At 66.6% G+C, this 24,078-nt stretch carries 17 protein-coding genes, 1 tRNA gene and 1 pseudogene; 12 read left to right on the top strand and 7 right to left on the bottom strand.

What is annotated here, in order from left to right:
* Positions 1 to 336: 336 nt before the first annotated feature.
* Positions 337 to 1,377, bottom strand: coding sequence for a twin-arginine translocation signal domain-containing protein (locus tag BM172_RS22690; protein WP_197022823.1), 1,041 nt, complete (start codon positions 1,375 to 1,377; stop codon positions 337 to 339).
* Positions 1,378 to 1,518: 141 nt separating this feature from the next.
* Here BM172_RS22690 and BM172_RS21285 point away from each other — a divergent pair, with 141 nt between their 5' ends.
* From BM172_RS21285 to BM172_RS21245, 9 genes are all read left to right on the top strand, one after another.
* Positions 1,519 to 2,259: an AraC family transcriptional regulator gene (locus BM172_RS21285; RefSeq protein WP_035322250.1), complete on the top strand. Its 741-nt coding sequence runs from the start codon at positions 1,519 to 1,521 to the stop codon at positions 2,257 to 2,259.
* A 179-nt stretch (positions 2,260 to 2,438) separates the two neighbouring features.
* Positions 2,439 to 4,703, top strand: a complete 2,265-nt coding sequence (locus BM172_RS21280) for a TonB-dependent receptor (RefSeq protein ID WP_231504105.1) — start codon at positions 2,439 to 2,441, stop codon at positions 4,701 to 4,703.
* Positions 4,704 to 4,942: 239 nt separating this feature from the next.
* A complete protein-coding gene (locus BM172_RS21275) occupies positions 4,943 to 5,992 on the top strand; it encodes a glycerophosphodiester phosphodiesterase (RefSeq protein WP_026633395.1) in 1,050 nt (349 codons plus the stop codon).
* 64 nt (positions 5,993 to 6,056) lie between these two features.
* Positions 6,057 to 7,385, top strand: coding sequence for an alkaline phosphatase family protein (locus tag BM172_RS21270; RefSeq protein WP_026633396.1), 1,329 nt, complete (start codon positions 6,057 to 6,059; stop codon positions 7,383 to 7,385).
* Between the two features lie 332 nt (positions 7,386 to 7,717).
* Positions 7,718 to 9,997, top strand: coding sequence for a TonB-dependent receptor (locus tag BM172_RS21265; RefSeq protein ID WP_035322252.1), 2,280 nt, complete (start codon positions 7,718 to 7,720; stop codon positions 9,995 to 9,997).
* Positions 9,998 to 10,322: 325 nt separating this feature from the next.
* The gene (locus tag BM172_RS21260; protein WP_035322254.1) at positions 10,323 to 11,015 is read left to right on the top strand and encodes a lysoplasmalogenase; all 693 of its coding nucleotides are present in this window, start codon (positions 10,323 to 10,325) and stop codon (positions 11,013 to 11,015) included.
* Positions 11,012 to 12,256: a sterol desaturase family protein gene (locus tag BM172_RS21255; protein WP_035322255.1), complete on the top strand. Its 1,245-nt coding sequence runs from the start codon at positions 11,012 to 11,014 to the stop codon at positions 12,254 to 12,256. The genes BM172_RS21260 and BM172_RS21255 overlap by 4 nt, the downstream gene beginning before the upstream one ends.
* A gap of 80 nt (positions 12,257 to 12,336) precedes the next feature.
* Complete coding sequence (locus BM172_RS21250) at positions 12,337 to 13,770, top strand: amino acid permease (RefSeq protein WP_026633398.1); 1,434 nt, start codon at positions 12,337 to 12,339, stop codon at positions 13,768 to 13,770.
* Positions 13,771 to 13,959: 189 nt separating this feature from the next.
* Positions 13,960 to 15,864, top strand: coding sequence for a M61 family metallopeptidase (locus BM172_RS21245; RefSeq protein ID WP_051548303.1), 1,905 nt, complete (start codon positions 13,960 to 13,962; stop codon positions 15,862 to 15,864).
* Positions 15,865 to 15,937: 73 nt separating this feature from the next.
* On the opposite strand, the gene BM172_RS21240 is transcribed toward BM172_RS21245, so the two are convergent.
* Positions 15,938 to 16,534 (bottom strand): outer membrane beta-barrel protein, encoded by a 597-nt coding sequence (locus BM172_RS21240; RefSeq protein WP_051548304.1) that lies wholly within the window; start codon positions 16,532 to 16,534, stop codon positions 15,938 to 15,940.
* A gap of 270 nt (positions 16,535 to 16,804) precedes the next feature.
* Here BM172_RS21240 and BM172_RS21235 point away from each other — a divergent pair, with 270 nt between their 5' ends.
* Together BM172_RS21235 and BM172_RS21230 are read left to right on the top strand one after the other, a co-directional pair.
* A complete protein-coding gene (locus BM172_RS21235) occupies positions 16,805 to 18,703 on the top strand; it encodes a M61 family metallopeptidase (RefSeq protein WP_026633400.1) in 1,899 nt (632 codons plus the stop codon).
* 183 nt (positions 18,704 to 18,886) lie between these two features.
* Positions 18,887 to 18,963: transfer RNA gene (locus tag BM172_RS21230), tRNA-Arg, on the top strand.
* Positions 18,964 to 19,012: 49 nt separating this feature from the next.
* On the opposite strand, the gene BM172_RS21225 is transcribed toward BM172_RS21230, so the two are convergent.
* From BM172_RS21225 to BM172_RS21210, 5 genes are all read right to left on the bottom strand, one after another.
* On the bottom strand, positions 19,013 to 19,666 hold the full coding sequence (locus tag BM172_RS21225; RefSeq protein ID WP_035322257.1) for an RES family NAD+ phosphorylase: 654 nt from the start codon (positions 19,664 to 19,666) through the stop codon (positions 19,013 to 19,015).
* Positions 19,659 to 20,342 (bottom strand): hypothetical protein, encoded by a 684-nt coding sequence (locus BM172_RS21220; protein ID WP_051548305.1) that lies wholly within the window; start codon positions 20,340 to 20,342, stop codon positions 19,659 to 19,661. The genes BM172_RS21225 and BM172_RS21220 overlap by 8 nt, the downstream gene beginning before the upstream one ends.
* Before the next feature lie 173 nt (positions 20,343 to 20,515).
* Positions 20,516 to 22,324: a GGDEF domain-containing protein gene (locus BM172_RS21215; protein WP_177218855.1), complete on the bottom strand. Its 1,809-nt coding sequence runs from the start codon at positions 22,322 to 22,324 to the stop codon at positions 20,516 to 20,518.
* Complete coding sequence (locus BM172_RS22630; RefSeq protein WP_035322259.1) at positions 22,321 to 22,608, bottom strand: hypothetical protein; 288 nt, start codon at positions 22,606 to 22,608, stop codon at positions 22,321 to 22,323. Before BM172_RS22630 ends, BM172_RS21215 begins: the two co-directional genes overlap by 4 nt.
* 345 nt (positions 22,609 to 22,953) lie before the next feature.
* A complete protein-coding gene (locus BM172_RS21210) occupies positions 22,954 to 23,214 on the bottom strand; it encodes a hypothetical protein (protein ID WP_090423629.1) in 261 nt (86 codons plus the stop codon).
* 477 nt (positions 23,215 to 23,691) lie between these two features.
* On the opposite strand from BM172_RS21210, the pseudogene BM172_RS21205 reads away from it, so the two are divergent.
* Positions 23,692 to 24,078: pseudogene (locus BM172_RS21205) on the top strand (Vi polysaccharide biosynthesis UDP-N-acetylglucosamine C-6 dehydrogenase TviB); the annotation flags it as partial.

The following is a 24,078-nucleotide window of genomic DNA, read 5'->3' as shown; positions in this document are numbered from 1 at the left end:
GGCTTGGCAGCTGCAATGCGGACGGGGTGCCGGTGGAGCGGCCGGCGTATGAGGCGTGGGTGAAGCAGGTGAGCGGCAAGTAAGCTCACTGCTCGTCATTCCTGCGCAGGCAGGAATCCAGTAACGACATCGCTCGATAGTCGCGAAAAGCCGGACCGATGTTGTCGCGAAAACCCTGGGTTTTCGCGACTGGATTCCTGCCTGCGCAGGAATGACGAGCAGGGTAGGTTGGGGTTACGGGCTGCCTCAGCAGCCCGCCCTTCGGGCCATCCGCTACGCGGATGTTCGCTACGGCATCCTGCCTTCGCAGTCGCCTGCGGCTCACCCCAACCTACGTCAAAGCAGCAGTTGCGGGTGCGGGTTGGCGCCGAACGGCGACGCTCCTTCGATGCGCAGGGCCGCCGCGAGATAAGCCCATAGCGCCTCAGCGGGCGCCGCATCCTCCGGCGGCGAGCCATCGGGCAGCTGTCGGCCGGCGCTGCCCGTCCTGACGTACTTGCCGATCACCGTCGCAGTGCCGCCCTTCGCGTGGTCGGCACCCGGCAGCGTGCGGCTGAACTCGCCGGTCAGCACCGTCACCACGTTGCGTCCGCGCAAGTTCAGCATGCGTTGCAGGAATACGGCCAGACCCGGCGTGATCGGCGCCATGATCTCGCGCGCCAGCTTGCCGCCATCGTCGTGGTGCGTGTCGAACTGCCGGTCCTCGCGGCCGGTGAACGCCGCCTGCGCGAAGACGACGCCGGCGTCCGCGTGGATCAGGCCCTCGATGGCCGCGAATGTTCCGGGCAGATCGTCCACCATCGTGCGTCCCGGCTTCACGCCATACCCATGGCGAATGCCGTCGAGCCCGGCGGCGGGCAGGCCCACATCCGCGAACCGGTCGACAGGTCGGCAGACCACGCCACCCTCGGCCGGCGGATCGGCGGCGACACCGACCGGAACACCGAGCCGGTTGACGATCGCGCACGGCAGCGGACTGGCCGGCAAGGCCGCCGCCATCCGCAACAGCTGGCTGCGCGCCCCTGCCTGCAACACCGCCACCCGAGCATCGTTGTGGCTGTACAAGCCGTGCCGGAAAGGAATGGCCGCCATGTGTGCGAGCGCCACCGCATGCAAGGTGCCGAGCGAGCCGGCATCCACGTACAAGCCATTCCCCAGCGCGCGCACATTGGCGGATGTCACGCCAAACGCGCCATGAGGGAGGAACGTATCGGCGCTGTTGAACAGGCCGGCGGGCCCGCCGTTCAACCACAGCACCACCAGGGCCGGCCGTTCGCGCGGCGGCGCCCAGGCTTCGACGGGGCCAAGCGCGAGCGCACCGGCGGCGGCAAGGCCGGCCTTCAACAAGCTGCGGCGCGTAGGGGAGTGGCTGGACATGAGCGTGGCCAGGCAGGGAGATGGACGTTGCGGCGTCGGGTGCCGCAGGCACAGACTTAAGCTAGTCCTGTCCGTCCATCGAACGGTGGCCATCCTGTGTCGCAAATCAGACAGCCCGCCCGTCGTTCATCCACCTGGCCGATGACGGCACTCGCCAAGGACTACCCGCGCGGATGCCACGTGCCATCGCACCGGCACCGCCGCGGCCAGCTGATCTACGCGGCGAGCGGCGTGATGCAGGTGACCACGCGCGAAGGCATCTGGATCGTGCCGCCGCAGCGCTCGCTGTGGATCCCGATCGGCATGCCGCACGAGATCCAGATGGAAGGCCGCGTGGCGGTACGCATGCTGTACCTGGATCGCGCCACCAGTGCACCGTTCGGCGCGCACTGCCGCGTGCTGGCGGTATCGTCGCTGCTGCGCGAGCTGGTCCTGGCGGCGGTGCAGGCCTACAGCGAGCGCGATGCGGCGACCATGCACCTGGCCATGCCCCTGTTATTGCACGCGTTGCACAACGCGGACGAAGCCCCTTTCCGCATCCCCGTGCCGTCCGATCCGCGCCTGCGCAAGGCCTGCCAGCGCCTGCTCGACGATGCATCGCGCCCGGATACGCTCGAACAACTCGCAACGCGGGTCGGCGCCAGCAGCCGCACGCTGGCGCGCCTGTTCGAAAGCGAGCTGCGCATGTCCTTCGTGCGCTGGCGCCAGCACGTGCGCCTGGCGCGGGCGATCAGCCAGATGAGCCTCGGCCGCCCGATCAAGACGGTCGCACGCGAGGCCGGCTACGCCAGTTGCAGCGCGTTCTGCAGCATGTTCCATCGCATCATCGGCGCGAGTCCCACGGAGTATCTGCGGCAGGTCGAGGGAAGGCCCGCTTTGTGACGGCGTCGCGCTGCGCGTCATCCCACCGTCAAAGAACCGACATCTGACGGCTTCACGATATTTGAACGACCGCGTCCCCACGCGCGACGTCCCGATCTCCTGGAGCCCCGCATCTCATGAAGAAGAACCTGCTGGCGATGGCCACCGCCGTCGCGCTTGCCGCTTTGTCCCACGGCGCCATGGCCGACGATGTGCCGACCGCCGACGCGACGGCCAAGCCGGACGCCGCCAAGAACCTCGAGGCGGTCTCGGTGATCGGCCAGGGCGAAACCCGCCAGGTGCAGCGCGTGACCGCGAAGGACACCACCGTGCTGCCGGCCGGCGCCAGCCTGCAGAAGGTGCTCAACCGGATGCCAGGCGTGAACGTGCAGTCCAATGACGCGTTCGGCGCCAACGAGGAATCGCAGACCATCAGCCTGCGCGGCTTCAACGGCCAGCGCCTGGGCTACACGCTGGATGGCCTGCCGCTGGGCGACAACGCCTACGGCAACTACAACGGCCTGAACATCAGCCGCGCGCTGATCGCCGAGAACGCCGCCGGCGCCGAACTGGCGCAGGGTATCGGCGGCCTCGGCATCGCCTCGACCAGCAACCTGGGCGGCGCCATCCAGTATTTCTCCGCCGATCCGCTGCCGACCTTCGGCGGCCGCTTCGCGCAGACCTTCGGCAGCGACCAGAACCGCCGCACCTATCTGCGCCTGGATACCGGCGACTATCACGGCTTCTCCATGTACCTGTCCGGCGTGCGCGCTACCGCCGACATGTGGGCGCCGCCGGAGTCGCCGACCACCACCAAGCAGTTCAACGGCAAGGCCGTGTACCAGTTCGACGGCGGACGCATCACCGCCTTCGCCGACACCTCGCGCACCTCGCAGGCCGACTACGCCTACCTGTCCAAGAGCGGCATGGCGCGTGGCCTGGGCTGGGACTGGAATCTCTATGCGCCGGACTGGAAGCGTGCGCTCTCCGCGGCTTACTGCGCGCCGGCCTACACCATCAAGGGTGTGAAGGATGCGCGCTGCGGCTACTCCGGCGGCGTCGACAACATCGACGATGCCTATTACCAGAGCCGCGCGCTGCGCCGCGACGACCTGTACTACCTTGCCGGCGATTTCTATCCCAGCGACGCGCTGACCGTGCATGCACAGGTCTACCACCACGAGAACGCCGGCCAGGGCCACTGGTGGTCGCCGGGCCAGAAGTCCAATCCGGGCATGGCGCAGGAGCTGCCGATCTCGATCCGCAGCACCAACTACAAGATCAACCGCAACGGCGTGCTGGCCTCGCTGGGTTGGGACCTGGGCGGCCATCACCTGGAAGGTGGCGTGTGGTACGAGCAGAACCACCACAACGTCGAGCGCAACTTCTATTACATCCCGTACACGCTCAGCAGCCCGATCAGCGACGACACTTACTTAAGCGATCCGGATCGCCGCCTGTTCAACCAGGCCTACACCATCACCACGCGCCAGGCCTATCTGCAGGACAGCTTCAAGCTGCTCGATGATCGCCTCAGCGTCGACGTCGGCGTGAAGAGCCCGCACGTGACCATGACCGCGCGCCAGGCGTCGGGCAATTACGAGGCGCCGGTCGCCAACGGCACGCTCAAGGCGGAGAAGAACCTGCTGCCGCAGGTCGGCCTGGGCTACAAGCTCGATGCCGGCCAGGAGCTGTTCCTGTCGTATGCCAAGAACATCGCCGCGTTCCAGGGCGGCGGTGCCAGCGGTCCGCTGCTGGTGACGCAGGCGTCGTTCGACGCCACCCGCGGCAACCTCAAGCCGGAGCAGTCGCGCACCATCGAAGGCGGCTACCGCATCGTGCAGCGCGAGTTCGAGGCCTCGGCCGCGGTGTACGACGTGAAGTTCGACAACCGCCTGCTTTCGCTCAACCCGTGCCCGAGCATCCAGCAGGGCACCACGGCGGCGTGCACCACGCGCTTCTACAACGTGGGTTCGGTGAGCAGCCGCGGCGCGGAGTTCACCTTCATCTGGAAGCCGTTCGAGCATTTCCAGTGGTACGACTCGGCTTCGTTCAACCGCTCCACGTATGACGACAACTACGTGCAGAACGGCGCGCTGGTGCCGACCAAGGGCAAGATCACGGTGGACACGCCCAAGCGCATGTTCGCCAGCGAGATCGCCTGGACCTACGGCCCCTGGAACCTGAGCCTGCGCGGCAAGTACACCGGTTCGCGCTACTACACCTATACCAACGACCAGGGCTTCGGCGGCTATACGTCGTTCGATTTCGGCGCCGGCTACGACTTCGGCGCGGCCTGGTTCGCGCAGGACGTGCGCCTGTCGCTCAACGTGACCAACCTCACCGACAAGCGTTATGCGTCGAACCTTACGGCGTTCGCTAACACCGATCCGAATGGGCGGCAGCTGGCGTTTCATGCGAGTGCGCCGCGGCAGAGCTTTTTGACGCTGGATGTGAAGTTCTAAGACAGCGTCGCCGTGCCGTACCGTAGAGCCCCTCTCCTTTCGGGAGAGGGGTTGGGGTGAGGGTACGGGCGGAGTGGCAAGAGTGATGTGCACCGCTCCGGCCGTACCCTCATCCGCCTGCCGGCACCTTCTCCCGGAGGGAGAAGGACTTCTTTTTCTGGAAACAGAGTTACTAGTCCAGTAAGGAGCACCCCATGAAACCATTATGCTGGCTAGCCCTGGTCACCTTGAGCCTGGCCATGCCCTGCGCCGTCCACGCTGTTGAGAAACCGATAGCTGCAAAGGTCCTCGTCCTGGGCCACCGCGGCGCCAGCGCCCTGCGGCCCGAGCACACCCTGGCCTCGTATGCCAAGGCGATCGCCGACGGTGCCGACTTCGTCGAGCCGGACCTGGTGATGACCAGGGACGGCGTGCCGGTCGCGCGTCATGAGAACGAGATCGGCGGCACCACCGACGTGGCAGCGCACCGGGAGTTCGCCGGACGCAAGACCACCAAGACCATCGATGGCCACCAGGTCACCGGCTGGTTCACCGAGGACTTCACCCTCGCCGAACTGAAGACGCTGCGCGCGCGCGAGCGCCTGCCGGAATTCCGCGGCATCAAGTACGACGGCCAGTTCCAGATCCCCACGCTGGAGGAGATCATCGATTTCGTCGCCGCCGAAGCCGCGGCGCAGGGGCGGGTGGTGGGCCTGATTCCCGAGATCAAGCACGGCACGTATTTCCAGAAGGCCGGCCTGCCGATGGAAGACCGCGTGCTGGCCATCTTCGATGCGCATGCCTATACACGCACCGCACCGGTGGAGATCCAGTCGTTCGAGATCGCCAACCTGCGCTACCTGCGCGGCAAGCTGGGCAAGAGCCATCCGAACGTGCGCCTGCTGCAGCTGCTGGACGATCCGAACGAGCAGCCCTACGACGTGGTCGCCGCGGGCGGCAAGCTGACCTACGCCGACATGATGAAGCCGGCCGGCCTGCGCGAGATCGCCGGCTATGCCGATGCGATCGGCCCGAACATCCGCGCCATCATTCCGCTCGACAAGGACGGCAGGCTGGGCCAGCCGACGGCGCTGGCGCACGACGCGCATGCGGTGAAGCTGGAGCTGCATCCCTATACCTTCCGTCCGGAGAACCATTTCCAGGCCAGGAACTTCTGGCAGGGCAGCGACCCGAAGACCTTCAACGAGAACGGTTCGATCGCAGAAATTCGCGCCTATCTCGACGCCGGCGTGGATGCGTTCTTTACCGACGATCCGGCGCTGGGTCGCAAAGCGGTGGACGGTCGCTGAGCTGCCATCACGCTGTCACCGCGGACGGGTTCACTCGCCCGTCCATTCTCTGCGCGGTGACACCATGCGTCTGCAACGCTGCTTCGCGGCCGGCCTGCTCGGCCTGGCCTTCCTCGCGCCGGTACATGCCGTACCGGTGCTGCTGATCTCGATCGACGGCCTGCGTCCGGCCGATGTGCTGCAGGCCGGGCAGCGCGGCCTGCAGCTGCCGAACCTGCGCCGCTTCATGACCGAAGGCAGCTACGCCACCGACGTGCGCGGCGTGCTGCCGACGCTGACCTATCCCAGCCACACCACGTTGCTGACCGGCGTCTCGCCGGACCAGCATGGCATCGCCGGCAACCTCACCTTCGACCCCACCAACAAGAACCAGCAGGGCTGGGCCTGGTACGCCAGCGATATCCGCGTGCCGACCTTGTGGGATGCCGCGCACAAGGCGGGCCTGAGCACCGCCAACGTGCACTGGCCGGTGAGCGTGGGTGCGCAGGTGGACTGGAACCTGCCGCAGATCTGGCGCACCGGCCTGGCGGACGACCGCAAGCTGCTCGCCGCGCTGGCCACGCCGGGCTTGTTGCCCGCGCTGGAGAAGGAGCTCGGTCCGTATGCCGACGGCATCGACGAGACCCTGGCCGGCGACGAGAACCGCACGCGCTTCGCGGTGAAGCTGCTGGAGGAACGGCAGCCGGCGTTCATGACGGCCTACCTGGCCTCGCTCGACCACGAGCAGCATCACAGTGGCCCCGACACGCCCGAGTCGAAGCGCACGCTGGAACGTATCGACGCCCTGGTCGGCGAGATGGTGAGCGCGGCGCGCCGCGTGCATCCGGATGGCGTGGTGGCGGTGGTGTCCGACCACGGTTTCGCGCCGGTGCAGCAGGACGTCAACCTGTACGCGCCTTTCATCCAGGCCGGGCTGGTCACGCTGAAGGATGGCGCGGTGGCCGATTGGCAGGCGATGCCGTGGAACGATGGCGGCAGCGCGGCGATCGTGCTGAAGGAGCCGGGCAACCAGGAGACGCTGGCGAAGGTGCAGGGCCTGCTGGCGCAGCTGCAGGGCAACCCGGCCTATGGCATCGAGCGCGTGCTCGATCACGCGCAGCTGGTGGAGCGCGGCGGCACCGCGCAGGCATCGTGGTTCGTGCTGTTCAAGGCCGGCTACGAGATGGCGATCAAGCCGGACGTGCCGCTGCCGGCGCCAAGCCACTACCGCGGCATGCATGGCTACGACCCGGCCTGGCCGATGATGCGTTCGACCTTCCTGATCGAAGGGAAGGGCGTGCCGGCGGGGAAGAACCTGGGGGCGATCGATATGCGGGATATCGCGCCGACGTTGGCGCGGGAGTTGGGCGTGGCCTTGCCGGCGGCGCAAGGCAAGGCGCTGCTATCGCCCTGACGGAGCGTAGGTTGGGGTGAGCCATCGGCGAACCCCAACGCTGCGATGTGTATCCACGTAGCGATGTTGGGGTTCGCCGATGGCTCACCCCAACCTACGTCCGGCCACTTCACCCCGCGCTGACACGCGGATGTAAATCCGATTTCACAAATCCCTAGCAAGCTAGCGCACCAACGGCCGCTGGCGGTCGCGTCGTGTCGTCCTTGCAGGGTAGCTGAGGGCGCGAAGGGGCGATGCGTCCGCCAAGGGGGCGGCCGTGCTTTTTCCATTCACCGATCACCTACCGACGTGGCTTCCCGCCAGGGGAACGGCTGCGCAAAGGAAACGTACGCATGTCAGTCCGCAAGGGTTCCATCCGCCTTACCGGCCTCGCGCTCGCGCTGTTCGCGGCGCTGCACGGCACGGCCGCCGCAGCTCCCGGCGACAACGACACCACGCCCGCCGCTCCGGCCGATGCCGCCGCCGACAAGGCCAAGACGCTGGAGTCGGTCTCCGCGATCGGCCAGGGCGAAGTGCGCCAGGTGCAGCGCATCACCGCGGAAGACGTCAAGGTGCTGCCCCCGGGCACCAGCGCGCTGAAAGTGCTGGCCGGCAAGCCGGGCGTGCATTTCGAGTCGTCCGATCCGTTCGGCAACTACGAGTGGTCGACCCGCTTCAGCCTGCGCGGCTTCAATCAGAACCGCCTGGGCTTCACGCTGGACGGCATCCCGCTCGGCGACATGAGCTACGGCAACAACAACGGCCTGCACATCAGCCGCGCGCTGATCGCCGAGAACCTCGGCAGCGCGGAACTGGCCGAAGGCATCGGCGCGCTCGGCACGGCGTCGACCAGCGACCTGGGCGGCACGGTGCAGTTCTACTCCTCCGACCCGTTGCCCAAGTACGGCGTGCAGTTCTCGCAGGGCTTCGGCACGGATGCGGCGCGCCGCACCTTCGTGCGCCTGGATACGGGCAATGTCGACGGCTTCGCCATGTACATCTCCGGCGCCTATTCCGACGTCAACAAGTGGAAGGGCGACGGCGACCAGGAGCAGATGCAGTTCAACAGCAAGGCCACCTACGATTTCGGCGACAGCCGCATCGGCGCGCTGGTGACCACCTCCGACCGCGACGAGACCGACTACCAGGATCTCTCGCTGGACATGCTGCACCGCCTGGGCTGGAACTGGGACAACTACGCGCCGGACTGGAACCGCGCGGTGAACGCGGCCAAGGGCATCTACACCGGCGGCGTGACCAATGCCGACGACGCGTATTACGCCGGCCGCGGCGTGCGCAAGGACCGCATCGCCAGCCTGTTCGGCGACTTCGCGCTGGCCGAGGGTGTGCGCCTGAAGGCCACCGGCTACTACCACTACGATCGCGGCCAGGGCCACTGGTTCACGCCGTACCAGGCGTCCTTCCCGGGCACCGCGCAGGAAACCCCGATCTCGATCCGCACCACCGAGTACGGCATCGACCGCGCCGGCGGCACCGCGGCGCTGACCTGGGATCTGGGCGCGCATCACCTGGAAGCGGGCGTGTGGTACGAGGACAGCAACCACAACGTGCAGCGCAACTACTACTTCATCACCGGCCCGGTGGACGACCGCAAGTTCCTCGAGAACCCGAACCTGCGCCTGTTCTACCAGCACTACGAAACCACCACGCGCCAGTTCTACGTGCAGGACAGCATGCATTTCCTGGACGACCGCCTGAGCGTGGACGTGGGCTTCAAGGCGCCGCGCACCGAAGTGGAAGCGACCAACCTGCCGGGCACCGCGCGCGCTTATGCGTCCGGCGACCTGGTGGCCAAGAAGAACTTCCTGCCGCAGGTCGGCGCGGCCTACCAGCTGGGCGGCGGCTACGAGCTGTTCGGTTCGTACTCCAAGAACATCGCCGCGTTCCAGGCCGGCATCTCCGGCCCGCTGGCCACCACCCAGGTGGCGTTCGACACCTTCGGCCGCTCGCTCAAGCCGGAACAGTCGCGCACTTTCGAAGGCGGCCTGCGCGCGGTGTCCGACTTCTACGAAGCCTCGCTGGCCCTGTACGACGTGAAGTTCGACAACCGCCTGCTGGCGATCTCGCGTTGCAGCGGCATCGTGGGTTGCCCCAGCGCTTACGCCAATGTCGGCTCGGTGAGCAGCCGCGGCGCGGAGCTGGCGCTGAACTTCAAGCTCACGCAGGAACTGCGCTGGCGCAACTCGCTGTCCTACAACCGCTCGCGCTACGACGACAACTACGTCGACGGCGGCGTGGTGGTGCCGACCAAGGACAAGACCGTGGTGGACAGCCCCAAGCAGCTGTTCTTCACCGAGCTGGCCTGGGTGTCCGGTCCGTGGGACCTGCGCGCGTCGGCCAACTACACCGGCAAGCGCTACTACACCTATATCAATGACGGCGCGGTGCCCTCGTACTGGCTGTTCAACGCCTCGGCCGCCTACGACGTGGGCAAGCTCGGCGTGGTGCAGGATCTGAAGCTGGCGCTCAACGTGACCAACCTGGCCGACAAGAAGTACTTCGGTTCGATCGGCACCAACGGCTTCGTAGCCAGCGACCCGCAGGGCCAGTTCGCCACCATGCAGGTGGGTGCGCCGCGCGCGGCGATGCTTACGGCAACCTTGCGTTTCTAAGCGTCAAGCTCTCCAAGGCCGAGTCCTTCTCCCACCGGGAGAAGGTGCCGGCAGGCGGATGAGGGTTCGGCCGGAGCGGTGCACATCATTCTTGCGCTCCGCCCGTACCCTCACCCCAACCCCTCTCTCCCACAGGGACTACCTTCGGGTCGCCGAGGGGAGAGGGGCTTTACAGGCCCACCAAACGCGACCTGCACCCGGGAAAAATAAAGTAGCGATTCCGGGAACGCCTCGCCCCACTTATGATCGCCGGCGTATCTCCGCCTGATCCGCCCGCATGGCCGCCATTCCTTCCGCCGTTCCCCTCCAAGCCGTCCCCCGCTGGATGGCCCTCGGTGTCCTGTTGTCCGCGATCGGCGCGATCGCCGGCGCGATGCTGGCCGACACCGAGGACGGCAGCCAGTGGATGTGGCTGCACTGGGCCTGCAAGCCGCTGGCGACCTCGCTGGTGTTCGCCCTGGCCTGGCGCGTGCGCGAACCGATCTCGGCGCGCTACCGCGCCTGGGTGCTGGGCGGCCTGGGGCTGGCCCTGGCTGGCGACGTGCTGCTGATGCTGCCGCAGGATTTGTTCGTGGAAGGCCTGGTGGCCTTCCTGTTCGCCCATCTGTGCTTCCTGGTCGCGCTCACCGGCGATACCCGCTTCGGCGCCAAGCCGGTCGCCCTGCTGATCTGCCTGGCTTATGCCGCGCTGTGCATGTGGTCGTTGTGGCCGACCCTGCCGGAGGAGCTGCATGCGCCGATCGTGGTCTACACCGGCGTGCTGGCCGCGATGGGCGGGCAGGCGGTGGGGCGCGCCTGGCACCACGCCCTGGCGCGCGACGCGCTGGCTAATCCGGCCTGGCTGGCGGGCGCGGGCTCGATCCTGTTCATGCTCAGCGACACCCTGCTGGCCTGGAACCGCTTCCGCATCAGCCTGCCGTGGGCGGCGCTGTGGATTCTCGGCAGCTACTTCGGCGCGCTGTGGCTGCTGGCGCGGTCGGTGATGCGGGCTTCGCCCGAGGACGCCGGATTGGCGTGAATACGCAAGAGGTCATCATCGGCTGGGCCACGCCGGCCTTCTTCGCGCTGATCGCGCTGGAGCTGCTGGTGGCTAAATGGCGCGGCCGGCGCGTGTACCACGCCAGCGATGCGGTGAGCAGCCTGTCGCTGGGGGTGATCTCGCAGATCGTGGCGGTGTTCGCCAAGCTGCTGACCTTGGGGATCTACGCCTGGTGCGCCGGGCATCTGGCGCTCTACACGCTGCCGGCGGACCGCTGGTGGGTCTGGGCCAGCGGATTGCTGCTGTACGACTTCCTCTATTACTGGCTGCATCGCGCGGGACACGAGGTGAACATCCTCTGGGCCGCGCACGTGGTGCATCACCAGAGCGAGGACTACAACCTCAGCACCGCGCTGCGCCAGACCGGCAGCGGCGTGCTGCTGGGCTGGCTGTTCTACCTGCCGATGGCGTTGCTGGGCTATCCGCTGGAAGTGTTCGCGGTGGTGGCGCTGATCGACCTGCTGTACCAGTTCTGGGTGCATACCGAGCTGGTGGGACGGTTGGGCTGGTTCGACCGCGTGTTCTGCTCGCCGTCGAACCATCGCGCGCACCATGCGGTGAACGAGCGTTACCTCGATCGCAACTACGGCGGGATCCTCATCGTATGGGACCGCCTGTTCGGCAGCTTCGTCGAAGAAGACGACGCCGACCCGCCGGTGTACGGCACGCGTGCGCCGCTGCGCAGCTGGAATCCGTTGTGGGCGAACGCCGAGGTGTACTGGGCCACGCTGAAGGATGCCTGGCATGCGCGGCGCTGGCGCGACAAGCTGCTGGTGTGGATCAAGCCGCCAGGCTGGCGTCCGGCCGATGTGGCCGAGCGTTTTCCCAAGCCGGCATTCGACATGGCCCGCGCACGCTATGCGCCGCCGCTGCCGCGCGGCCTGACTGCCTATGGCATCGCGCAGTTCGCATTGCTGCTGCTGATGGGCGTGTGGTTCCTGGATATGGCCAAGCGCATGCCGGCATCGTCGCTGCTGGCCTATGCGGCGTTCCTGCTTTTCAGCCTCACCGCGCTGGGTGTGTTGCTCGAAGGGCGGCGCGCCGGCACCTGGCTTGAAGGTGCGCGCCTGGCCGTGACCGCGTTGGCCGCGGTCATCACCGGAGGCTGGTTCGGCGCGGCTTCGGCACCGCCTGCGCTGGCGCCGGCCATCGTTGCGCTATGCCTGGGCAGCGCCGCCGCGCTGGCCACCATCCGCCTGCGTACGCGCCAACCGGCCTGAGCGCCGCGCACCCGCAGCATGGCGGGGCAAGGGGCATTCGCTATGATCGCCGCTCCTTTGGGTTGTCGGGAACGAAAGCGATGAGCGTGGTCAGCAAGCTAGTCCGCCACAAGTCGGTCGAACAACTGCAGGCGGATGTCGGCAAGCGCGGCGACTTCCGCCGCGTGCTCGGCCTGTGGCAGCTCACCGCGATCGGCATCGGCGGCATCATCGGCGTCGGCGTGTTCGTGCTGGCCGGCCAGCAGGCGGCGCTCAACGCCGGTCCCGCAGTGGCGATCTCGTTCCTGATCGCCGGCATCGCCAGCGCCGCGGCGGCGCTGTGCTACGCGGAGTTCGCCGGCCTGATCCCCGTCACCGGCAGCGCCTATACCTATGGCTATGCGGTGCTGGGCGAGCTGGCGGCATGGCTGATCGGCTGGGACCTGTTGCTGGAGTACGCGCTGATCGTGGCGGTGGTGGCGATCGGCTGGTCCGGCTACGTGCAATCGGCGCTGGCCAGCATCGGCGTGGACCTGCCCGTATGGGCGAAGGGAGCGATCGGCACCGGCGAAGGCCATGTCTTCAATGTGGTTGCGGCGCTGGTGACCCTGGGCGTGTCGGCGCTGCTGATCTTCCGCACCGAGTGGGGCGCGCGCTTCAATACCTTCGTGGTGGCGATCAAGGTCGCCGCGGTGGCGCTGGTGATCGGCGTCGGCGCGTTCTACGTGAAGCCGGAGAACTGGGTGCCGTTCATTCCGGAGCGCATCGTGGGCTCCGACGGCGTCGGCCATTTCGGTTTCCAGGGCGTGGCGACGGCCGCTGCCGTGGTGTTCTTCGCGGTGTTCGGCTACGACACGCTGACCACCGCCGCGGAGGAATCGAAGAATCCGCAGCGCGATCTGCCACGTGCGGTGCTGTTGTCGCTGGGCATCTCGATGGCGATGTACCTGGCGGTGTCGATGGTGCTGACCGGCATCGCGCACTACACCACGCTGAAGACGGATGCGCCGGTGGCGGATGCGTTCAAGGGGCTGGGTCTGCATTGGGTGGCGCTGACGGTGTCGGTGTCCGCCGTGTTCGGCCTGATCAGCGTGCTGTTCGCCTTCATGCTCGGCGCGACGCGCATCTGGTTCGCACTGGCGCGCGATGGTCTGCTGCCGGGCTGGTTCGCCAAGCCGCATCCGCGCTATGGCACGCCGCATCGGCCGACGATCGTGCTGGGTGTGTTTACCGCCCTGGTGGCGGGCCTGTTGCCGATCGAAGAGGTGGCGAAGCTGGTCAATATCGGTGTGCTGTCCGCCTTTATCGTGATCTGTTCTTCGGTGCTGATCCTGCGCAAGCGCAAGCCGGATCTGTATCGCGCGTTCCGCACGCCGCTGGTGCCGCTGATCCCGCTGGTCGGCATCGGTTTTTCGATCTGGCTGCTGGCCGAGTTGCCGTGGGTCACCTGGGAGGTGTTCCTGATCTGGGTGAGCATCGGGCTGGTGGTGTATTTCGGCTATGGCATCCGCCACAGCAAGCTGGAGAAAGCCTGACCCGAGCCGTAGGTTGGGGTTAGCCAAAGGCGAACCCCAACGTGGCGCCACGTTCGGGTTCGCTGCGCTCACCCCAACCTACGCCTGGCATGTGCGTGAGGCTGGCTTTCACATGACCAATGGCATGCGGTCCCGCGCCCGCATCGGCCTAGCATCCCGAGGCATCACTCACCGAGGGGAGATGGCCGTATGTTCGCCAGGACGTTGCTGGGGTGTTCGGTAGCATTGGCGCTGGGCGCCGTGCCGTTGGTGCAGGCCCAGACGGCGGAGCCGGTCGATCAAGCCTATCCGGGGACGCTGACCCTCAAGCTGGATCTCACCGATGCGCCGAAGCGGATCTTCCGCATCACGGAGACCATCCCGGTCAAGCCGGGCGCGCTCACGCTGTACTACCCGAAGTGGATTCCGGGCGAGCATATTCCGTCGGGCCCGATCAACAACGTCAGCGGCCTGATCATCACCGCCAACGGCAAGCAGCTGCCGTGGCGCCGCGATCTGCGCGACATGTACAGCTTGCACCTGGACGTGCCGGAAGGCACCAGCGCACTGCAGCTGGAGTTCCAGTTCCTGTCGCCGGGCGAAGAAGGCGGTGGCCTGTACGGCGCGACGGGTTCGGCGACGCCCAAGCTGGTGGATATCGAATTCAACCAGGTGCTGTTCTATCCGGCCGGCTACTACGCCAGCCGCATCGACGTGCAGCCGACGGTGACGCTGCCGCGCGACTGGAAATTCGCCAGCGCGCTGGATGTCGGCGAGCAATCCGGTGCGCAGGTCTCGTTCAAGCCGGTGAGCCTGGAGAAGCTGGTCGATTCGCCGATGGTCGCGGGCGAATACTTCAAGAGCGTGCCGCTGAGCACCGATGCGAAGGGGCCGGTGACGCTGGACATCGTCGCCGACGATCCGGGCAACCTGAAACTCAGCGACAAGCAGGAAGCGCAGCACAAGGCGCTGGCGGTGCAGGCGGTGAAGCTGTTCGGTGCGCGGCATTACGCGCATTACAACTTCCTGTTGACGCTGTCGGACCACAACGGCTCGTTCGGGCTGGAACACCAGCAGTCCAGCGACGACCGCCTGCCGCCGAGCTTCCTGACCGACGACAACATGTACTTGGCGGCGGCCTTCGTGCTGCCGCACGAGTTCGTGCATTCGTGGAACGGCAAGTTCCGCCGCCCGCACGACCTGTGGACGCCGAACTACAACGTGCCGATGCAGGGCGACCTGCTGTGGGTCTATGAAGGACTCACCAATTACTACGGCGAAGTGCTGACCGCGCGCTCGGGCATGTGGACGGCGGAGCAGTACCGCGACTGGATCGCCGAGACCCAGGCCGGCATGGTCTACCGCACCGGCCGGCAATGGCGCTCGCTGCAGGACACCGCCGACGCCGTGCAGCTGACCTCGCACCAGGGCTCGTCGTGGGGCAACCGCATGCGCAGCGTCGACTACTACCCCGAAGGCACGCTGCTGTGGCTGGAGGCCGACAGCAAGATCCGCGAGCTCAGCGGCGGCAAGCGTTCGCTGGACGATTTCGTGCGTGCCTTCCATGGCGTGCAGGACGGCAGCCAGGTGCCGCTGACCTACACCTTCGACGACGTGGCAGCGACCTTGAACAAGGTGCAGCCCTACGATTGGGCCAAGTTCCTGCATGAGCGGCTGGACTACACCGGCGACAAGCTGCCGGAGCAGGGCGTGGAAGCGGCGGGCTGGAAGCTGAGCTTCGACGACAAGCCTTCGTCCATCCAGAAGGCGATGGAGGGTCTGCGGCATTCGGCCAACCTGCTCTACGGCATCGGCTTCTCGGTCAACCGCGACGGCAAGCTGACCGACGTGCAGTGGGGCGGGCCGGCGTTCAAGGCGGGCCTGGTTCCGGGCGTGAAGCTGGTCGCGGTGAATGGGCGCGATTACTCGGCCGACGGGTTGAAGGATGCGATCAAGGCGGCGAAGGACAAGGGCGGTCCGATCCAGCTGCTGGTGAAGAACAACGAGTTCTTCCAGACCATTTCCGTCGACTACCACGATGGGTTGCGTTATCCGCACCTGACGCGTGCGGGCGGCGCGGACCGGCTGGGACAGATTGCTGCGCCGTTGAAGTAAATCGCTGCATGGCCAAAAGAAAAGGGCGCCCGATGGGGCGCCCTTTTGCGTAGTTGGCGCGAAAAATCTGCGCTCAGAAGCGGTACTCGATCGAAGCCGAGTAGGCCGCCACGGTGCCGTTGGTCTGCGGCTGGTCGGAGCCGCCACGGCCGTACTTGACATGGTAATTGTCGTAGTTGAGCGCCAGCGCGACGTTGTCGGTCACGTTGTAGCCCACGCCCACGCCGGCGTACCAGCCATTGTTCCAGCTCTTCTCGGTGGTGCGCACGTCGCCGATGGTGATGCTGCCGACGGTGCGCGAACGCAGGTAGCCGCCGTGGCCGCTGACGAACCAGGAGCCGTAGAAGTCGTACTTGGCGTTCACGCCGATGATCGCGGCCTTCGGCTCGACGCCGATGGTGGTGGTCCCGACGTACTGCTTGGCCTGGCCCAGCGAGGTGTAGCCGGCTTCGGCGCCGACGATATTGTTCCAGCGCCAGCCGAAACGCACGCTCTGGAACACGTCCGACTTGTCGTTCAGGCCGCCGACGCGGTAGTTGCTCTGACCGAGGTTGCCGGTCACGAAGAAGTTGTTGAGCTGGTTGCTGCCGGCGGCGGCGTCATCGGCCTGGGCGGCGAACGGGGACAGGGCGGCAGCGGCCAGCACGGCCGAGCACAGAAGCTTGTTCATGGGGAACTCCATTTTCTTTTTGGGTTTTCCGCGGCGGCGATCTAAGGGGGAAATCGTCGCAGCAGCCCGCGCGGGGTATCGCGGGCTGCAAAGAATAAGGGCGTTTTTTGCCTTTCCAAACCCGCGCAGGATTTTGGGGAAGGGCATGGTTCAGCCTGCCGCATGACCTCTGGCAGGGGGAGCGGCGCGCCGCCGCGGTCTAGCATCGTGCGGTCATATTCCGTTCAACGTCCGGCCAGGGCGTTGCGCGTCTGCCACCAGGAGACTGTTTTGAAAGCTTCGCGCCTCGCTTGTGCCATCCTCGCCGCGGGCTTCGGCCTGTGCGGCTTCGCCGTCCATGCCGACGTCCCGGCGCCGCAGGACGTGCCGTTCAACGGCACGCTCAAGGTGAGCGTGGACGCCACCGACATCGCCCGCCGCATCTTCCGCGTGCGCGAATCGGTGCCGGCGCAGGCCGGTCCGCTGACCCTGCTGTATCCGCAGTGGCTGCCGGGCAACCACTCGCCGTCGGGTCCGATCGACAAGCTGGCGGGCCTGAAGGTGTCGGCCAACGGCAAGGAACTGAAGTGGACGCGCGATCCGCTCAACGTCTACGCCTTCCACGTCGACGTGCCGCAGGGCGCCAGCAGCGTGGACGTGGAGTTCCAGTTCCTCTCGCCGCAGGACGCCCGCCAGGGCCGCGTGGTGATGACGCCGGAAATGCTCAACCTGCAGTGGAACACGGTGACGCTGTATCCGGCCGGCTATGTCGCCGCCCGCATCCAGGCCGAAGCCAGCGTGAAGTTCCCGGCCGGCTGGCAGTTCGGCACGGCGCTTGAGCAGGCCTCGCGCGACGGCGACACGGTGACCTTCAAGCCGATCAAGTTCGACGACCTGGTCGATTCGCCGATCTACGCGGGCAAGTACTTCAAGCGCGTGGACCTCGACCCGGGCGCCAAGACCCCGGTGTTCCTCAACATCGTGGCCGACGATCCGAAGTACCTGGAGATCAAGCCCGAGCAGCTGAAGGTGCACCAGAACCTGGTGCAGCAGATGTACAAGATGTACGGCGCGCACCACTACAACCACTACGACTTCCTGTTCTCGCTCAGCGACAAGATGAGCGGCAACGGCCTGGAGCACCACCGCTCCAGCGAGAACGGCGTGGGCCCGGGCTACTTCACCGAGTGGGACAAGAACCTGCTGGCGCGCGACCTGCTGCCGCACGAGTTCAACCACTCCTGGGACGGCAAGTACCGCCGCGGCGCGGATCTCTCGACGCCGAACTTCAACGTGCCGATGCAGGACAGCCTGCTGTGGGTGTACGAAGGCCAGACCCAGTTCTGGGGCTATGTGATGGCCGCGCGCTCGGGCCTGTGGAAGCCGGACGAGGCGCGCGACATGCTCGCCAATGTCGCCGCCAACTACGACAAGGGCCGCCCGGGCCTGCAGCAGTGGCGCAATATCCAGGACACCACCAACGATCCGATCATCGCCCAGCGCCGGCCGTTGCCTTACCGCAACTACCAGATGAGCGAGGATTACTATTCCGGCGGCCAGATGATCTGGCTGGAAGTGGATGGCAAGCTGCGTTCGCTTTCGGGCAACAAGAAGTCGATCGACGATTTCGGCAAGGCCTTCTTCGGCATGAAGAACGGCGAGTGGGCGGTCAACACCTACACCTTCGAGGATGTGGTCAAGACGCTCAACGACATCCAGCCGTTCGACTGGGCCAGCTATCTGCGCGAGCGCCTTGACGGCCACGGTCCGCTGATCGGCGGCATCGAGTCGCACGGCTGGAAACTGGTCTACAACGACAAGCCCTCGCCGGTGGTGAAGGCGGCCGAGGCGCGCTTCGGCGGCGCCAACCTGGTGTATTCGCTGGGCGTGACGCTGGGCAAGGGCGGCGACATCATGGACGTGCTGTGGGACGGCCCCGCCTTCAAGGCCGGCCTGTCGCCGGGCATGAAGATCGTCGCGGTCGACGGCAAGGAGTTCTCCAGCGATGCGGTCAAGGACGCGGTGACCGCCGCCTCGAAGGACAAGAGCAAGCCGGTGGAGCTGCTGGTGAAGAACTTCGACCAGTACCAGACCCTGCGCATCGACTACCACGATGGCCTTAAGTACCCGCACCTGGAGCGCATCGAGGGCAAGCCGGACCAGCTGTCCGACCTGCTCAAGGCGCGCTGATCCGTCCCGCGCCCCGCTCCGCGGCGGGGCGCCACGATCGGGCAAGCGAAAGGCCCGCCCACCGGCCAGCGCCGGGGCGGGCCTTTTCGTGTCCGGCGCACTCGTCGCGCGGGCCCGCCCAAATCGCTATACTCCGCGTTCCGCCGCCGCCCGACAGGCCGGCCGGCGGCCTCGCCGCACCACGCGCCCGTAGCTCAGCCGGATAGAGTAGTGGCTTCCGAAGCCATTGGTCGGGGGTTCGAATCCCTCCGGGCGCGCCAATTCCATGGAACGCGCGATGCGTGCCTTGTCGCCAGAATTGGCGGCCTGCTAGACGATCTTCACGTCGATCTCGTCGGCCAGATCGAGGATCTGCTTGTACGTGTCGTCGTTCGAGACCAGGCTTTTGGTGGAGTCGGCCAGAGCAGAGATCGCGTGGGCTCGAATGCGATCGCCGAATAGCACGAATGCCCGATTGGTATCGTCCTTTCGCGACACCCAGGACAATCCCTGGATGTCCGGATGGCTGGCATGGAGATGCTCGGCAAATGACCGTGTCATGGCGTAGGCGCCCTTGTCGGTCTCGATCAGGTCATTCTTTTCCAAGCCCAGCTTGCTCAGCCCTCTGACCGAGAGATCGGCGAGAACCAGAGCGGCCTGGATCTTTATCTCGGAACTTGCCAGTGTCTCCAGGTCCGCCTTGGGCTTGGTCTTGAGCGCGCCGGCGAGCGGCACGTCGTGGAACGCCGTCTCCATGACGGCACCCGCAAAGGTCTGTGCCGCATAGATGGTGGGGATGATGTTTCCCCTGGCGTTGCGGATCGGACTGAATCGCGCGTTGCCTGCGGCAGTGTCGTTGAATTGAGCCGCGCCATACTTTGCCGGGTGTACGCGATGCAGCACGGTGCCTTCGTGCAGCGCATAGATATTCGGCGCCTTGTTCGGCTTGAACTTGGAGGGTGTCCCGACCGCCCGCTTAGCCATGCTGGATCCCTTCAGCTGCGTCCTTGGCTGCGGCGATCACTTGGCCAGGCTCGCTCGCCAGCAGTTCCTGAGGTGTTCGCCCGCTCAGGAAGCTGTTGGCCGAGCCGAACCAGTACGCCAGGCCCCAGCCATCCTTATCCCCCAGGATCCTGATGACCTCGGCCAGGGCCGGATAAGGCTTGTGATCCTCATCCAGTCCGTAACCCGGAAATCGTTCGATGCCATCGCCGGGAGCGATGACGAAGATTTTCTTGTCGCGCTTCCACTTCGAGGTTTGTGCGTTCGGATTGGACGACTTCGAGCCGGCGTTCTTGGCGATGTCGGCGGCTGTGAGCCATTCGGCGCTCTTGATCACCGCGGCTCTGGCTTTGGCGACCATTTGCGCTTCTCGAATGGCGGAGGCCGGCGGCGGAACTTTGGGGGTCAATGAATCGACGAGTTGCTCGAGCTGCAGTTCATTGACCCGCTGGAGGTTGTCATAGATCAGGACGACCACTCGCTCGATGGTCTCGACCAGCGAATCCCGTTCGCTGCGCTGGAGCTTGGGAATGTACAAAGCCACGACGTCCTTGTCCTGGATGTCCTTGCGCCTGCTCGACGTCAGCTGGCTCACGACGTAGTCGGCCGTGCCAGCCATGGCACCGTCGTCGACTGAGGCCTTGCGATGGATGGCCATGGGAAGTCTGCCTGGTTAGTGCATTTAGTGTGATTTATACTATCACAACTAACCTTCAGATATTGGAAATACGAGCGGGCGGCTGCGGCTCACGCGAGCCGGCGGCTTGACGGGGCGGGCAGTGAGCCGAATAGGAAAGCTATTCGGCTCATGCCATGAGCCGAATACGCGGGTTACGCGCTCGCCCCCATCTGCCGCACTTCGCTCGCGGCAAGAGTGGTCGGCACCGTTCCCGCCCAGGTCGCCACCACCCGATTACGCCCCTCGCTCTTGGCGCGATACAACGCATGGTCCGCGCGCACCAGCAGTTCGCTGACGTCGTAGCCGGCGCTGTGCGTGTCGGCCACGCCGAAGCTGGCCGATACGGTCAGCTCGCCGCCCTCCAGCGGCGACAACGTGCCGATCGCGCTGCGCAGGCGTTCGGCGCGCGCCAGCGCCTGGTCGGGAGCGCAGTCCGGCAGCAGCACGGCGAATTCCTCGCCGCCCAGGCGGCCGAACACGTCGCGCGCGCCCAGCAGCGGGCGGCAGGCTTCGACGATGTGCTTGAGCACGTGGTCGCCCACGCCGTGGCCGAAGGTGTCGTTGATCAGCTTGAAATGGTCCAGGTCCAGGATCAGCAGCGCCGCCGGCTGCCGCGTCCGCACCGCCTGCTGCAGGGCCTGTTCGGCTTGCTCGATGAAATGCTTGCGGTTGCAGATGCCGGTGAGGCTGTCCAGCCGCGACAGCCACATGAAGCGCAGCTGCGAGCGCTTGAGGCGGTAGATCCACAGCGTGATGAAGCCCAGCGCCATCAACAGCAGCACGATGTACAGGCGGCTGGCTTCGACCGCCTTGCGGTCCAGCGCCTGCTGCAGCTGCAGGATCTGGTTCTGCTTGTTGAGCGTGTCCAGTTGCAGCCGGCCGGACAGCACCTGCTGCTTGACCACCTGGTAGGCCAGTGCCTTGGCGGAGACGTCGTCGAGATAGCCCTTGTCGGCCGCCATGTACTGCTCGAGATAGGCCAGTGCCGCGGCCAGGTCGCCCTGCTTGCGCGCGACCCGGTACAGCACCTGGTAGGCCATGCCCAGCGGCGCGGTGTACTCGCCCTTGATGCTGTTCTGCACCGCGGCGAGCGCGTGCTTGCGCGCCTCGGCCAGGTTGCCCAGGCTCAGGTGCGCTTTCGCCAGCGCGGCGTCGAACTGCGCGATCAGGGTCTGGTAGCCGTCGTGCTGCACGTCGGCGTAGTTGCGCATCAGCACGGCGATGGCCTGGGTCGCCTCGCCGCGTTCGAGATCGGCCACGGCCAGTTCGGCGCGCAGCGTATTGGCGTAGACGGTTTCGCCGACGGAGACGCAGCGGTCGATCGCCTGGTCCAGCTGTTCGCGCGCATCGGTCTTGTTGCTGCGGTACGCGGCCTCGGCCTTGAAGAACAGCCCTTTGCAGGGACCTTCGCCGGGCGGCAGGTTCTGCAGCATCTGCTCCGCGTATTGCCCGGCCAGGTCGTACTGGCCGGCGGCGACCAGCAGCTGGGCGGCTTCGCCCAGGCCTTGCAGGCGCGCGCGCTTGTCGGTGGTCTGCGGCAGCTGGCCGACCAGCTTGTCCAGCCGGGTGAAGGCTTCCTCGTAGCGGTGGCCGATGCCGAGGATATTGATCGACGTCGCCGTCGCGCGGAAACGCAGCGTGGGGTCGACGTTCTGCGCGATCACTTCGTCGAGCAGGCCGCCGGCGCGCTCATAGTCGCCGTAATAGGCCACGTCCCAGGCCTTGAGGTAGCGCAGGTGCCATTGCTGCGCCGGCGAAAGCTGGCCCAGCTGCGGCTCCATCTGCTGCAGCAGCTTGACGAAGGTGCCGTGATCGGAGGTCTTGATGCTGTCCGCCACGTCGAGCAGGGCGGGCAGGGAATCGGCGGCAGCCGCCTCGGTGGCGGCCGCCGCGAACGGGAACAGCAGGCATGCCCCGGCAGCGAGGAGCCAATGGCGCCACATGCCGGGGCGCGCGCTCACGCGAGCACGGCCTCGCGCCGCCGGCTTTCTTCGGACGGCGGCGGTTCCTCGCCCTCGTCTTCCTGTTCTTCTTCTTCTTCCTCTTCGGCCGGCAGCTGCACGGCCATCAGCGTGCCCAGGCCGAGCAGCGCCTGCAGCCGCGCGGCGTCGCCGGCGAGCACGGCGGCGCCGTGCTCCGGTTCCAGATGCGCCTGGGCCAGCGCCAGTTCCAGCTCGGCCGCCGACGCGTCGCGCAGGCGAACGTCCTCGCCCATGCGTTCCAGGAACCTGATGATGTCGGACATGCGTTTCCCCCTGTGTGTCTTCCAGCTTGTGTGACGGTGCGCGAGCGGCGCCGTCTTGATCGAACCGTCCCTGTCCGCGGCCGGCAAGGCCGGCTTCCATCCCGAACGTATCGCACGAGCGTGGCGCGGCATGCAGGCGCGGGAAACGCATGCCGTCGCGCGGCGCCCGCGCGAAACGAAAAACCTTCAATGTCCCCCAACCCTTGGCCCGCACGGCGCTTCCTTTGCTTTCCGGCGGGCGGTCCGCCGCATCATAGCCCGGCTTTTCGCGCGGCGTGTGATGGATCGGCCGGCAAAGCAGCTTGTATGCCAGCAGTCGGGGTGGCTTCCGGCGGATGCGCGGTTTCAGTGGAGGCGATGCCAGATGACTGCCGGTTCCACCGGCGGCTCCTCGTCGGCCTCGTCGGCCAGGTGCAGGAACACGATCGGCCGCCGGGCATGGAAGCAGAAGCTGCCGTCGAACAGGGTCGGCCAATAGCGCCCTGGCAGCTGGTAGTCGCGGGCGCCCGGGGCGCGGCGTTGCGGTGGGGTGGCGGCTTCGCGCGTGGCGCGCGCAAGCCCGAGGAATTCGATGAGAGCGACCGGCGTGGTGCGCATGGTGTCCACCTCCCCCTTGCGTGATGGACGGGCCGAACCCGGCGCGGAGCGGCGGGGTTCGGGGTCGATTCTGCGCGGGTCCGCGCGCGAATCCTCTACCTCGTGCCGGCTATGCCTGGCCTATACCTTTCCACCGAGGGGTGACGCGAAGAGCGAAAGGCGAGTAGCGAGGGCGCCGTCACGTACACGCCCGGCCGGTTCACCGACAAGAGCCTCGCCACGCGTGACAGGAGGGGCCGTACGCGCACAGGCTTGTGCCCTCGTTACTCGCCTTTCGCCCCTGAGCGCCCGACGGAAGCGCAGGTTAGGCGGCGCCCGGGGGCATGTCGATGTCACTTAAGGCGAGCACGGGCTCGGCCGAAAGCGACCCGCCAGCCGGCCGTCACAGCGGCGATACGCCCCCGGCCCGCTCCTGTCGGCCCGCCCCTCCTGTTAGCCTGTGCCGCTGCGGCCGGCCAAGGCCGCTCTTTGTGGAAGGCGCCATACATGCGGAACCTGGAAGAGGCCCGGATCGCCATCATCGGCCTGGGCTATGTCGGCCTCCCGCTCGCCGTGGAATTCGGCAAGAAGTACGACACGGTGGGCTTCGATATCCGCGCCGCGCGGGTCGAGGAACTGCGTGCGGGCAAGGACTCGACGCTGGAAGTGGATGCCGGGGAACTGGGCTCGGCCACGCGGCTGCGCTACAGCGATGCGCTGGAGGACCTGCGCGACCGCAACGTCTACATCGTGACGGTGCCGACGCCGATCGACGCGGCCAAGCGGCCGGACCTGGGGCCGTTGATCAAGGCCAGCCAGATGCTGGCATCGGTGCTCAAGCGCGGCGACGTGGTGGTGTACGAGTCCACCGTCTATCCCGGCTGCACCGAGGAA

It is taken from the genome of Dyella marensis (genome assembly GCF_900112865.1).
Taxonomy (GTDB): domain Bacteria; phylum Pseudomonadota; class Gammaproteobacteria; order Xanthomonadales; family Rhodanobacteraceae; genus Dyella_D; species Dyella_D marensis_A.
The sequence above is the reverse complement of the archived record's forward strand: the minus strand, read 5'-3'. Positions and strand labels throughout refer to the sequence as shown.

What these genes read in the sequence shown, in the direction of transcription:
- BM172_RS22690 (WP_197022823.1), bottom strand. Translation starts at nt 1,377, where the DNA reads ATGTCCAGCCACTCCCCTACGCGCCGCAGCTTGTTGAAGGCCGGCCTT.
- BM172_RS21285 (WP_035322250.1), top strand. Translation starts at nt 1,519, where the DNA reads ATGACGGCACTCGCCAAGGACTACCCGCGCGGATGCCACGTGCCATCG.
- BM172_RS21280 (WP_231504105.1), top strand. Translation starts at nt 2,439, where the DNA reads ATGGCCGACGATGTGCCGACCGCCGACGCGACGGCCAAGCCGGACGCC.
- BM172_RS21275 (WP_026633395.1), top strand. Translation starts at nt 4,943, where the DNA reads ATGCCCTGCGCCGTCCACGCTGTTGAGAAACCGATAGCTGCAAAGGTC.
- BM172_RS21270 (WP_026633396.1), top strand. Translation starts at nt 6,057, where the DNA reads ATGCGTCTGCAACGCTGCTTCGCGGCCGGCCTGCTCGGCCTGGCCTTC.
- BM172_RS21265 (WP_035322252.1), top strand. Translation starts at nt 7,718, where the DNA reads ATGTCAGTCCGCAAGGGTTCCATCCGCCTTACCGGCCTCGCGCTCGCG.
- BM172_RS21260 (WP_035322254.1), top strand. Translation starts at nt 10,323, where the DNA reads ATGGCCCTCGGTGTCCTGTTGTCCGCGATCGGCGCGATCGCCGGCGCG.
- BM172_RS21250 (WP_026633398.1), top strand. Translation starts at nt 12,337, where the DNA reads ATGAGCGTGGTCAGCAAGCTAGTCCGCCACAAGTCGGTCGAACAACTG.
- BM172_RS21245 (WP_051548303.1), top strand. Translation starts at nt 13,960, where the DNA reads ATGTTCGCCAGGACGTTGCTGGGGTGTTCGGTAGCATTGGCGCTGGGC.
- BM172_RS21240 (WP_051548304.1), bottom strand. Translation starts at nt 16,534, where the DNA reads ATGAACAAGCTTCTGTGCTCGGCCGTGCTGGCCGCTGCCGCCCTGTCC.
- BM172_RS21225 (WP_035322257.1), bottom strand. Translation starts at nt 19,666, where the DNA reads ATGGCTAAGCGGGCGGTCGGGACACCCTCCAAGTTCAAGCCGAACAAG.
- BM172_RS21220 (WP_051548305.1), bottom strand. Translation starts at nt 20,342, where the DNA reads ATGGCCATCCATCGCAAGGCCTCAGTCGACGACGGTGCCATGGCTGGC.
- BM172_RS22630 (WP_035322259.1), bottom strand. Translation starts at nt 22,608, where the DNA reads ATGTCCGACATCATCAGGTTCCTGGAACGCATGGGCGAGGACGTTCGC.